The following is an 11,050-nucleotide window of genomic DNA, read 5'->3' on the forward strand; positions in this document are numbered from 1 at the left end:
CGATCACCAGATGAGGCTCTACATGAAGTTCCGTCAAACCACTTCGCCGCCAGTGGCGGCCGCGAAGGTGTCGTTCAGTTCGTCGACCGCCTATCGGCTCGAGAAGGATCTGCGTCTTCCGTCGCAAAAGAAGTCACCGCGGCAAAGGCGCCGGCCGGATCCCTTGGCCAACGTCTTCAACCTGGAGGTCGTGCCGATGCTGAAGGCGGCTCCCGGCGTGCGGCCCGTGGCTATCTTCGAGGAGATACTCCGACGCCATCCTGAGCTGGCGGCCGGAATCCGCCGCACCCTGGAGCGCCGGATCCGCGCCTGGCGAGCAATCCATGGCGCGGAGCAGGAGGTCATCTTCCGCCAGACCCACGACGTGGGCCAGGTCGGCCTCTCCGACTTCACCGATATGGGCGAGCTTGGGGTCACCATCGCGGGCGTGCCGCTCGATCATCGCCTCTATCACTTCCGGTTGGCCTATTGCCGGTTTGAACACGCCCATGTCGTGCTCGGTGGCGAGAGCTTCGTCGCATTGGCCGAAGGGCTGCAGAATGCCCTGTGGTCGCTCGGTGGGGCACCGCGGCAGCATCGGACCGACAGTCTGTCGGCCGCCTTCTGCAATCTCGATCGCAATGCGAGGGACGATCTGACCAGGCGGTACGAGGACCTCTGCGCTCACTACGGCATGCGGCCTTCCCGCAACAATCGCGGCATCGCCCACGAGAACGGGGCGATCGAGAGCTCGCATGGCCATCTCAAGCGGACGATGCCGATGCGCTGCTGTTGCGCGGCACTGCCGACTTCGATGATCTCGCCGCCTATCGCGGCTTCATCGACGAGATCGTCAGCCGCCGCAATGCCCGCAACGCCAAGCGGATCGACCACGAGCGCGCCATCCTGCAGGCGTTGCCAGATCGCCGCACCTCGGACTACGAGGAGGTGATTGTCCGCGTGACGTCAAGCGGCGGCTTCACCTTGCGCAAGGTGTTCTACACCGTGCCGTCGCGTTTGATCGGGCACCAACTGCGGGCGCGCCTTTACGACGATCGTCTCGACGTGTTCGTCGGCGGCACCCATCTCGTCACCCTGCCGCGTGGGCGGCCACATCCCAACGGCAAGCACGACCAGGTCGTCGATTATCGGCACGTGATCCATTCCTTGAGGCGCAAGCCAATGGCACTGCTCAATCTCGTCTACCGTGATCGGCTGTTCCCGCGCGATGCCTATCGCCGAACCTTCGATTGCTTGCGCGAACGGCTGCCGGACAAGAAAGCCTGCCGGATCATGGTCGATCTGCTCGCACTGGCCCATGAGCGCGGCTGCGAGGCCGAACTCGCCGATTATCTCGCGACCGACCTTGATGCCGGCCAACTGCCCGACCTCAACCGGCTGTGCGCTTACTTCGCGCCCGATCCGGCCTGCGTGCCGCACGTCGTGGTGCAGCTCGCACCACTCGCCACCTATGAGTGCCTCATCGGAGCCGGCGAGATCGGAGGTGCCGCATGAGCACGGCCAACACCATCGACACCGCGCGCCTCAATCTGTTGCTCAACGAGTTGCGGCTGCCAGCCATCAAGGTGCTGTGGCCGCAATTTGCCGAGCGGTCCGACAAGGAAGGCTGGCCGGCGGCCCGCTTCCTCGCCACCATTGCCGAGCACGAGATCGCCGAACGCGGCCGCCGCCGCGTCGAGCGCCATCTCGTCGAGGCGCGGCTGCCCGCTGGAAAGACCTTCGACAACTTCGACTTCGAGGCTGTGCCGATGATCTCCAAGGCGCAGGTGACCGCGCTCGCCGCCGGCGACGGTTGGCTCGGCAAGGGCGCCATCTGCTGCTGTTCGGCCCGCCTGGCGGCGGCAAGAGCCACTTGGCGGCAGCCATCGGCCTGGCCCTTATCGAGAACGGATGGCGCGTCCTCTTCACCCGCACCACCGATCTCGTCCAGAAGCTCCAGGTGGCGCGGCGCGACCTCAATCTCGAGGCCGCCATCAACCGCCTCGATCGCTTCGACCTGCTGATCTGCGATGATCTTGCCTACGTCACCAAGGACCAGGCCGAGACCAGCGTGCTGTTCGAGCTCATCAGCGCACGCTACGAGTGGCGTTCCATGCTGATCACCGCCAATCAGCCCTTTGGAGAGTGGAACAGGGTCTTCCCGGATCCTGCTATGACGCTCGCCGCCATCGATCGCCTCGTTCACCACGCCACCATCGTCGAGATGAACGTCGAAAGCTATCGCAGGCGCACCGCGCTCGAGCGGAAGCGTGGTCCAGGGCGACCATCCTCGCACGCGACACCAAAAACACTCGCTGATTGACGCTCCGCGACAACCAAAGCGAACAAAACTCTTGCGCGCGACAATCATCGCGGCAATCATCACCTCGCCGCGACACCAACTCGCCATCCTGATTGTCGCGCGCTTCCCATCCAGATTGTCGCGCTATACGCGCAGCAGGTATGGATGGATCTTGTGGCCGGGCTCGGGTCTGGTGGTGCGCGGACGGCGATAGAGCGCCTCTATCCCCATCCGCCGCATCAGCGTTTTGACATGCCGGCGGCCGATCTTGCACCCCTCGGCAGCCAGCAGGCCTCTCAGCATTCGCGAACCGGCGAAGGGAAACTCCAGATGCAGCCGGTCGAGACGCCGCATCATCGCGAGATCGGCGTCCGGCACCGGCCGCGGCAGGTAGTACACGCTGCCGCGGCTGATGTTCAAAGCCTCCGCCTGCCCGGTGATCGGCAGCTCGTGCTCACGGTCGATCATCGCCTTGCGCTCAGCAATCCCGCCTTGGTGAGCGCTCCTTCTAAAAAATCGTTCTCCAGCGTCAGTTCGCCGATCTTGGCGTGCAGCGACTTCACGTCGATCGCAGGCGTGCGCAGCGCTGCCAGGTCCAAAAACTCCGGAAGCGCCACCCTCCAGTTGCGCCTTCCACGCCGTAATCTGATTCGGGTGGACGTCAAAGTGATCGGCCAGCTGAGCTATCGTCCGGTCGCCCTTGACGGCGGCAAGCGCCACCTTCGCCTTGAAGGCCGGTGTGTGGTTCCGGCGTGCTCGTCTGCTCATCGTCGCTCCTGATTCGCAGGCACCAGCGTGCCCGCTGTCAGGCGGAAACTCCACTTATCGACATGTTCAAATTTGCGGAGCCGCCTCTTCTCGTCATCTTCGCTCCTGATTCGCGGCAAGAATCCTCGCCGCTGTCAGGCAGAAAATCCACTCAAGCTACTGTCCGAATTTGCGGGGCCAGCTCTGTCCTTCGACGCGTCTTCATACGTACTGCGTGAATGCTACCGCGGTCCCGGGTGAACGGATCGCGGCATCCATGGTGCAGCCGATGTACGGAGACAATGAATCGTTTAGCCCTGATCGATTCAAAGAAAGCATTGGACCTCGCTTCCGCGAGGAGCCAGACTCCAAGCATGCTGAACCGCAAGCAAAGGCCGCTTTAGCTTCGCCGCATCGACGCGACCCGCAACATGCGGCGATTTTACCTGCTTTCGATTCAGCCGACTTTATTCGGCGGGGTCTCGCTGATCCGCAACTGGGGCCGGATTGGCACGAGCGGGCAGATCATGATCCAAACCTTCGAGGACAGCACGGAAGCTGGGGAAGCATTCGCACGGCTCGAGCGCGCACGGACGGAAACTTTGCGGTTCGAGGCGCCTGGTGAGTCCAGATGCCAAAGAAAAAGCCCCGCGCGAGCGCGGCCTTCCTTCAGAGCCTTGAGAATCAATACCATCCGACGGCTGGCCCGCCGAACTTATAGTTCACGCCAACCTTGGCCACCGACAGCTTGTTCTTCACGTCGATGTTAGCAATTGCGGGGGCGCCTGCGAAGGCCGAGACATCCAGCGCGATGTTCTTCTTGTCGAACTCAATATAGTTATACTCGATAAATGCGCTCCAGTTGGGCGAGAGCGCGTATTCCGCACCCAAGCCAAGCAGCCAACCCCAGCTCGTGCTGGAAGAGCTCACGGAAGTCCCACCCCCTCTGCCGAAACCGGCAGGGACGCTGAAGTTATGATCGGTGTGCATCCAGGCCGCACCTCCCTTGACGTACACAAGGGTCCGGTCGGCAACGACACCGCCGACCCGACCCGTCACGGTCGCCAGCCAATCGCTCTTGGCCGTGCACGATGGCCCAATTCCAAGGCAGGGACTGGTGCCCTTCACGTCCATACCGGCGATGTCACCCTGGACGCCAAAGATGGCCCAACCGGACTGCCAGTTGTAGCCAGCCTGTCCTCCGCCGAGAAATCCGCTTTTGCTGTTCTGGGTAAGCGCAATTCCACCCGGAATTGCGGGTGCACCGGTGATCGCGGTCAGCGTGGTCTCGGTGGTGCCCCAACCAGCGCCAGCGTGACCGCCGATGTAGAAGCCGGTCCAGCTCCAGACCGCAGCGGGAGCCACCATCGGCGCCCTGACGGCCATATCGGCGGCGAAGCTCAGGCTTGTGGAAGCGAGGAGAATAGCGGCAGCCGAGATCTTTGTTTTCATTGTGAGTCCCCATAAAAAAACAGTCTATGAGCCTACATAAGGCAGGTGTGGACTGGGGGTGCAGCTACCAAAATTGGCAGGGTCCGGTTTACGGTTTAGATGTCTGAGGAATGCTTACGCGAGCTTTTTGGTTCCGGAGGATGCTGCGGCACCGGGTCTACCGAACTCGCCTCCTTACAAGCGTAATCCGCAGCGCGTTGACCTAAAGACGGAAGGTCTCACGTTTGTGAAGGCCCGCTCAACCGCTTGCGGATATCTCACAGGTTCCGCGGCATCTCTTTAAGAAGCATTCCCTTGTGTGAGGCACCTATTGCGGGCTCAAGGTCTGAAAAAAGGGCCATCCATCCGCCAGCGCGACACCATCAAGCTGCCCTCGGTGCTCATGAACGCTTTGATCCCGTCGGCCGTACGACCACAGTGCCTTCCACTTGAAGGCCCCCCAGCCTGTCTCGTAATATGGTGTCCCGACGCACATGACCATTCCCTCCTCGATGAGGTCGGGTCTAGTCGGGTAAGGTCGGGCAGATCGTAGTCGATCCCATGTACGACATGCGAACGTGAAAGGTGATGAATACTCTCTTTCGCCTTACATCGACGGCTCTCGCGAACACGTGTGCTGCCTTCACACCCGGTTCTATCATTTCTAGGGCAGCCTGAACGCCGCGATGCAGCGCGCGATGGTATGATTTGATCTTTGCCGAGGGCTCTCCGAACACGGCGATCCGCGCAATATCAGGCGCTATAATGTTTGAAGCGCCCACCGCCATCAGACCGGATAATGTCGCCATGGACCAGGCGAGCATCAAGGCTGCACGTCGGGCATAGCACTGCGCGTCCCGAATCAAAGAGGCCGCCCACTGAGGCGGCCTTACTGCATGAGAACCACGACTAGTAGTTCACCACAGTGATTTTGATGTTTTGATGCCGAGCCATTCGAGGATCGGCAAGCTTTCGGGCGGCACGAGGATTTCGATGCTTCTGGGGACGCCGGGTTGACGTCGGATGAAGCCGCTTCTGTTCGAGGATGACAATCATCTGGTGGACCGAAGGCGGGCTGACGCGGAAGTGGCGCTGAATGTCGGCTTCGGCGGGTGGGCGTCCGAACATGTAGGCGTAGGTATGGATGAAGGCCAGGTAATGTCCCTGCTTCTCGGTGAAGTGCGCGCCTGATTTTTGACTCATCGCTGGATTCGTCCTGGCCTCCGACAAGGAGGCAAAGCATGAATGTACGTTATCGGGTCGAATTGAGCCAAGCCGAGCGCGATGAACTGACGGCGATGCTCGGTGGCGGCAAACACGCCGCCCGCAAGCTGAAGCGGGCGCAGATTTTGCTGGCGGCCGATAGGGGCGGCCGCGACGAGGAGATTGCCCGGACCGTGAGAGTCAGCCTCTCCACCGTCGGCCAGACCAAGCGCCGCTTCGTGGAAGGCAATCTGGAGCGGGCCTTGAGCGAGGAGCCGCGTCCGGGCGCAGAGCGCAAGCTGACCGGCAAGGAGGAGGCCCTGCTGGTGGCGACCGCATGCGCCAAGCCGCCCGCCGGCCACAAACGCTGGACGCTGACGCTTCTGGCCGACACGATGGTCAAGCTCACCGATCACGACAGCCTGTCGGGCGAGACCGTGCGCCGCCGGCTGGCCGAGAACGATCTCAAGCCATGGCGCAGGGACATGTGGTGCATTCCTCATGTCGATGGCGAATACGTCGCCCGCATGGAGGACGTGCTCGATCTCTACGCCGAGACGCCGGATCCCGCCCGGCCGCTGGTTTGCTTCGACGAACCCCCGTCCAGCTGATCGGCGAGGTGCGCCAGCCTGTCCCGGCCCAACCGGGACAGCGCGAGCGATACGATTACGAGTATCGCCGCAACGGCACCGTCAATCTCTTCGTCACCTTCGATCCGCGTCGGGGCTCGCGCAACGTCAAGGTCACCGACCGCCGCGCCGCCGTGGACTACGCCCACTGCATGCGTGAGCTCGTCGACGTCCATTATCCCGACGCCGCCTGCATCCGTGTCGTGCAGGACAATCTGTCGATCCATAAACCTGGGGCGCTGTATGAGGCCTTCGCGCCCGCCGAGGCCCGACGCATCCTGCGCCGCCTCGAATTCCACTTCACTCCGAAACACGCCAGTTGGCTCAACATGGTCGAGTGCGAGATCAGCGTGCTGCAGCGCCAGTGTCTCGGCCGCCGCATCGACGACCCCAAAAGGCTCCGAAACGAGATCGCAGCATGGCAACGGCGGCGAAACAAAACCCGAGCCAGCATCAAATGGATGTTCACAACCGACAAAGCCCGCGCCAAACTCGGCCGCGCTTATCCAGCCACCGCTAAAGAGTCAAAATCACTGTGATGAACCACTTGGCAGGTGACCATGATCGCCAGCCAGACGAGCCAAAGCCGGTAGTGCCGTTCCATGGCGTTCATTGAATGTTCGGCGCGGACCAATTTCCTTTGAGATAGATCAAGGCCTGGCACGAAACGAAAACAGGCCACTCTCAAATTCAAACTAAGCCACTGAGGTCGGAAACAGGCCAGTACCCAAGTTCGCCAGAGAACATGACGTGCGGAAGTGGGATTTGGGCACTATCACAATGGATTAGAAGGGGGCCACTGACGTACGTCGTTATTCCCAGAAAAAGTCCAGAGGAATTTACAGTGGCTCCGTTGCGGTCGGCAGCGCCTCCCGGCGCGCGCCCATGCTGATCTTTCCCGCCATAGACGCCGCTGAACCAATTCGATGGCACCGCCCCAATCACCGGCGAGAACTTGTCCAGTAACATTCTGCGTGAGGCAATGCGGTCAGCTCGGAGGGTGCAAGGACGCTCTGGGAGCCGAAGCATGCGAAGCTTCTCCGAATTCCGCTCAATTCGCCTTTCGCATCATCGGCGTGAGTGGTGGCGAGCAACCGTGCTGTATCTCTCCAATAATCTTGAAACCGTGGCGTTGGTAAAACGGAATATTTTCAGGATTCGAACTTTCGAGGTAGGCAGCGACGCCCTGCTCATCACATCGTTGAAGAGCGTACTTCATCAGCAATGTGCCAAGCCCTTGTCCGACCCAGTTCGGATCGACAGCGATGAGGGGCAAATACCAATGTGGCTCGGAGGGATGATGCTCGGCCATTCCCTGGCGCACATGTGCCATATGTTCGCTGATTTCCGGGCGCAGGGACACCGCCATGATTGCGTCCAGCGTATCCTCATCCTGATGGACGCCGGGAGGCAGCCACAGGGCCGCGGCGCGGCTCTCTCCCGTGACGTATGCTGTGCCATGCTCGAATGCTCGTCCGCCACAGGCCCTGATGAACTGAGTCATGCTGCCAAGATATTGCCCAGGGTCAGGCCAACTCCAACGCATCAACGGATCGGCGGCAAAGCCAAGGACAATTGTCCAGACGGTTCTTGCTCGCATGCTTGCGTTCGCCGAGGTGACGGCCGGCTCAGCTGTCATGACGCCGCATTTCGAGCGCAGAGCTGTGAATTTAGAGCGCAGCACCGATACCTCTGGACGTGAACTGAATGGATGTACCCTCGACGATTCATCGGAGGATGGGCCTTCTGCAAGCAAGCGGAAAGCACGGTTTGAGATTGCAGGGTGATCTTGTTTCGCTAGATGTCGCGAGTTGCATTCGCTTGAGCAGTCTACGCACGGCAGGATAGTTAGCAACCCGCCAACCCAGGTAGGTGCTTTGGCATTCCTTCTAAACAATGTCTCCGCCCTAAGGATTACCCACATCCCAACATCAATATTGGCTACCCGACAGAACGCCAAGCTCGCCGTCACCATCCGCTGGACGTTGTCACGCTGGCAGGATGTGACGCGCTTTGTCGATGATGGCATCGAGCTCGACAACAACATCGTCGAACGTTCGATCCGTCTGATCACGCTCAACCGGAAAATGCGCTGTTCGCGAACGGAGCTTCGTTACGGCGCGCTCGCTTGGCTTCGCCGTGCAGCATCGCGTTGGCGTCGCCTTCGTTCCCGCATGCGTCGAACCGGCCCTATCGAAGGCATCGGCGGCAGAGTCGCGGCTGGCGCCGGCTCCTCGGCCGCGAGGACCTCAGGCAGCTCTCTTGCTTGTTGAGCGGGTGCGGGCCGAGCCTCCTTGATCTCGAGAACCGCGCGTCCCTTATCAGTGACACGCCAGCCGCCGTTCATCCGCTCAATGAGTCCTTGGGAGAAGATATCCAAGTCGGGCACGCGGACTGCCAATCGCTTCGTCCGTTCGGCCCAGTCCGGTCCGCTCGTGGCTAGAATCGCCATATCTCGCTTGAGGTCCGCCATGGCGGCGAATCCGTCTGGATAGCTGACCAGCACCTTGAGAACCGTCACCTGGAAGTTCACTGCCCCACCCGTACCCAGCTTCCGCGAACTTACTCGCTCGATATCTTAGGGGAGTTCGTGAACCTCTGTCGACTCACGCCCTTCATCCCATGGTTTCCGTCGGAGTGCGCGGTGCAAAGATCCTTGCTGAACATGACAATGGCTGAAGATGCCGTTGGATGGCTCCTTGAACATGCACGCGGAGACCGATCTCGTCAACAATCGACCAACTCGCGAGACGAAGGATGAGATTCTGAAGCGCGTAACTGCCTCTCGGCATCGGATGGATTTCGCCTGCGTCATACCGTCCTGAATACGGCAGCGAACGAACGGAAACGATGTTAGGCTCGTGCTCGAACCTGCGGGGCTCAATCACGCCTCGTGAATGCATCAGGTGAATCAGACCGTAACCGGCTGTCGGAGGACGCGGACATCTTGATCGGGCTGCCGGCCGAATAGGATGTGAAGACCGACGAAAGCCAGAACGGACCCACGCCAAAGGTCAGAATACTTTATCGGTCAAACTTCTTGTCGCCTGTGCTGATGTTATAAAGTGTTGCCGAATAGAGAATCGAGGTGCTGACTTTGCCGATCACTGCCCCTAGGCAAAGAAGGCTGACGCCAGCCATCCTCCGGTCGCAAAACGCGTCCGCAGAAGCACGACTTGAAGGGAGGTCGGAGCACTGACCTATGAACAAGCGGCCTCTCGATCGCATGCTGGGCAAAGAAGAATTGACCCAGATCAACGCGGCTTAAACGATTGGCGTGCTTCGCTTTGAGTCTTTCACAAGGAGCAGCAAATGACGCGACTCTCAGAACAGCTCGCCGACCTGTCGCTACGTGCAAAAGGCGCTGAAAACGCCCTCTCTGCCGCAAACAAGGAAGCGCACGACAAGATCGAAGCGCGGAAGTCAGAAGCGCTTTCTGCTGCAAAGATCGCAGTCGAAAAGGTCAACCATCAAATCAAGTCTGCCGGAGAATCCGCCACCAGAGATTTGAAAGCGCTGCAAGCGAAAATTACTGCCGACGTCAACACGCTCAAGGCGCATGTAGTCGAAGCAAAGCATGGTCTCAGCGTGAAGTTAGCCGAGACACGCGCCGAGGATTTGGAGTCGGACGCCGGCTTCGCCATCGACTACGCGATCGCGTCGGTTGAACAGGCACGGCTAGCGGTTCTTGATGCCATCGCCGCCCGCTTCGCCGCCGATGAGGCCAAGCGCGCATAAAGCCGGGAGTAAACTCGTGGACCGACCACGCCAAACCCCCGCCGGATGAGAACCTCCGCCCCAGCTGAATAAGGCAGCCTCAATTGGTGGCCTTTTGCAAATCCTCATGGACAGCTCGTGGCCTTTAGTAGACCTTGCGAGCGCTCCCCGGCTAGGTCCGCTGTTCGAGATGAAGCGGACCTGATCACCAACAGCGCGACACGCGTTCCCTGATCTCCGCGGTGGATCGATCGCGCGCATAACGATCGAACAGTCTCCTACGTCGTCGACAGATCGCCGGCTCGTATGATTCGCAGAAAGCAGTGTGATTTTCGGAGCAAAGCGCGTGCAGAGCACGAACGCAAAACGTTAGTTGTTTGTCGAGTCTTGCAGCCTTAAAATCTCCAGCATGAAGATTGATCTTCAAAACGCGCAATAATTGCCGCTAGCCGCGTGCAAGCGGCCACACTTCTCGGCATTGATGCGCCCTCATATCGCGAACGCTGTGCGGCGCTGCCATGGCATCAGGGTGTGGGCAAGCGGTCCGCGTGACGCTGCGTCAGTTGGAGCAGTGGATCGAGAGCTGGCCAAATCCAAGCGGCGCCAGCGACGAAAGTAAGCTACTAATGCCAGTTGAATTCGAGTATAAAGATCTGCCTCGCAGCCGCCGATTGCGCGCGCATAGTTAGCGTCAAATAACTAACTTTGCTCGCGAACTGTTTTTCTCAACTTTGGCGCTCTTGCGAGTCCGAGTGTCGGCCGGATCGAAACGACGCTCGCCAACCTCGCCCCATAGCCGTTCTAGGAGTGCCGCTCGTGCCGCGTCGCTCTGTCCGATAGCCGCAATATAGGCGCGCAGAAGGCGTACCACGGCCACACGTACCACCCCGTCAGTGTTGATCTTATCTGCCTTATGCGGTTGACTTGTTGCGCCACGCTTAAGGTTCTCCCGACACCCGCCCTCAATCTGGAGGGCATCGAGCAGCAAGATGATCGCTCGCAAGAACTTGGCGTCGACAGTCTGGTACCGTGGTCGGTCGTG

General features: G+C 60.2%; 8 protein-coding genes and 5 pseudogenes. 6 read left to right on the forward strand and 7 right to left on the reverse strand.

What is annotated here, in order from left to right:
• Together istA and istB are read left to right on the forward strand one after the other, a co-directional pair.
• Positions 1–1,494: pseudogene (istA, locus tag AC0L3X_RS45415) on the forward strand (IS21 family transposase); the annotation flags it as partial.
• Positions 1,491–2,302: pseudogene (gene istB / locus AC0L3X_RS45420) on the forward strand (IS21-like element helper ATPase IstB). The pseudogenes istA and istB, both read left to right, overlap by 4 nt.
• Before the next feature lie 129 nt (positions 2,303–2,431).
• Here istB and AC0L3X_RS45425 read toward each other — a convergent pair.
• Positions 2,432–3,049 (reverse strand): annotated as a pseudogene (locus AC0L3X_RS45425) (IS3 family transposase); the annotation flags it as partial.
• A 392-nt stretch (positions 3,050–3,441) separates the two neighbouring features.
• Here AC0L3X_RS45425 and AC0L3X_RS45430 point away from each other — a divergent pair.
• Positions 3,442–3,621, forward strand: a pseudogene (locus AC0L3X_RS45430) (WGR domain-containing protein); the annotation flags it as partial.
• Positions 3,622–3,712: 91 nt separating this feature from the next.
• On the opposite strand, the gene AC0L3X_RS45435 reads toward AC0L3X_RS45430, so the two are convergent.
• The 3 genes from AC0L3X_RS45435 to AC0L3X_RS45445 form a co-directional block, all read right to left on the reverse strand.
• Entirely contained in the window at positions 3,713–4,480 is a 768-nt protein-coding gene (locus tag AC0L3X_RS45435) for an outer membrane protein (protein WP_439034091.1), read from the reverse strand.
• A 503-nt stretch (positions 4,481–4,983) separates the two neighbouring features.
• A complete protein-coding gene (locus tag AC0L3X_RS45440; RefSeq protein ID WP_439035714.1) occupies positions 4,984–5,283 on the reverse strand; it encodes a M24 family metallopeptidase in 300 nt (99 codons plus the stop codon).
• A gap of 85 nt (positions 5,284–5,368) precedes the next feature.
• Positions 5,369–5,662 carry a LexA family transcriptional regulator gene (locus AC0L3X_RS45445; RefSeq protein WP_439034092.1) on the reverse strand — a complete coding sequence of 98 codons (294 nt, stop codon included), beginning with the start codon at positions 5,660–5,662 and terminating at the stop codon, positions 5,369–5,371.
• A gap of 38 nt (positions 5,663–5,700) precedes the next feature.
• Between AC0L3X_RS45445 and AC0L3X_RS45450 the strand changes: the two genes are divergently transcribed.
• Positions 5,701–6,830, forward strand: a protein-coding gene (locus AC0L3X_RS45450) for an IS630 family transposase (RefSeq protein WP_439034093.1) whose coding sequence is annotated in 2 segments (ribosomal slippage) — positions 5,701–6,259 and positions 6,259–6,830 — 1,131 coding nt in all. Because the reading frame shifts where the segments join, the coding sequence is not laid out codon by codon here.
• 512 nt (positions 6,831–7,342) lie between these two features.
• Here AC0L3X_RS45450 and AC0L3X_RS45455 read toward each other — a convergent pair.
• On the reverse strand, positions 7,343–7,930 hold the full coding sequence (locus tag AC0L3X_RS45455; RefSeq protein ID WP_439034094.1) for a GNAT family N-acetyltransferase: 588 nt from the start codon (positions 7,928–7,930) through the stop codon (positions 7,343–7,345).
• 310 nt (positions 7,931–8,240) lie between these two features.
• Between AC0L3X_RS45455 and AC0L3X_RS45460 the strand changes: the two are divergent.
• Positions 8,241–8,378 (forward strand): annotated as a pseudogene (locus tag AC0L3X_RS45460) (IS66 family transposase); the annotation flags it as partial.
• A gap of 26 nt (positions 8,379–8,404) precedes the next feature.
• Here AC0L3X_RS45460 and AC0L3X_RS45465 read toward each other — a convergent pair.
• Positions 8,405–8,824 carry a hypothetical protein gene (locus AC0L3X_RS45465; protein ID WP_473317502.1) on the reverse strand — a complete coding sequence of 140 codons (420 nt, stop codon included), beginning with the start codon at positions 8,822–8,824 and terminating at the stop codon, positions 8,405–8,407.
• Between the two features lie 779 nt (positions 8,825–9,603).
• On the opposite strand from AC0L3X_RS45465, the gene AC0L3X_RS45470 reads away from it, so the two are divergent.
• Positions 9,604–10,029, forward strand: coding sequence for a hypothetical protein (locus tag AC0L3X_RS45470; RefSeq protein ID WP_439034096.1), 426 nt, complete (start codon positions 9,604–9,606; stop codon positions 10,027–10,029).
• Positions 10,030–10,699: 670 nt separating this feature from the next.
• On the opposite strand, the gene AC0L3X_RS45475 is transcribed toward AC0L3X_RS45470, so the two are convergent.
• On the reverse strand, positions 10,700–11,050 hold a 351-nt coding region (locus tag AC0L3X_RS45475; protein WP_473317516.1), incomplete at its 5' end, for a hypothetical protein.

It is taken from the genome of Bradyrhizobium sp. MI1.7 (genome assembly GCF_055811795.1).

Bases quoted from the DNA above. Each gene is read 5' to 3' on its own strand.
- AC0L3X_RS45435 (WP_439034091.1), bottom strand. From the start codon at position 4,480: ATGAAAACAAAGATCTCGGCTGCCGCTATTCTCCTCGCTTCCACAAGC.
- AC0L3X_RS45470 (WP_439034096.1), top strand. From the start codon at position 9,604: ATGACGCGACTCTCAGAACAGCTCGCCGACCTGTCGCTACGTGCAAAA.
- AC0L3X_RS45445 (WP_439034092.1), bottom strand. From the start codon at position 5,662: ATGAGTCAAAAATCAGGCGCGCACTTCACCGAGAAGCAGGGACATTAC.
- AC0L3X_RS45440 (WP_439035714.1), bottom strand. From the start codon at position 5,283: ATGCTCGCCTGGTCCATGGCGACATTATCCGGTCTGATGGCGGTGGGC.
- AC0L3X_RS45455 (WP_439034094.1), bottom strand. From the start codon at position 7,930: ATGACAGCTGAGCCGGCCGTCACCTCGGCGAACGCAAGCATGCGAGCA.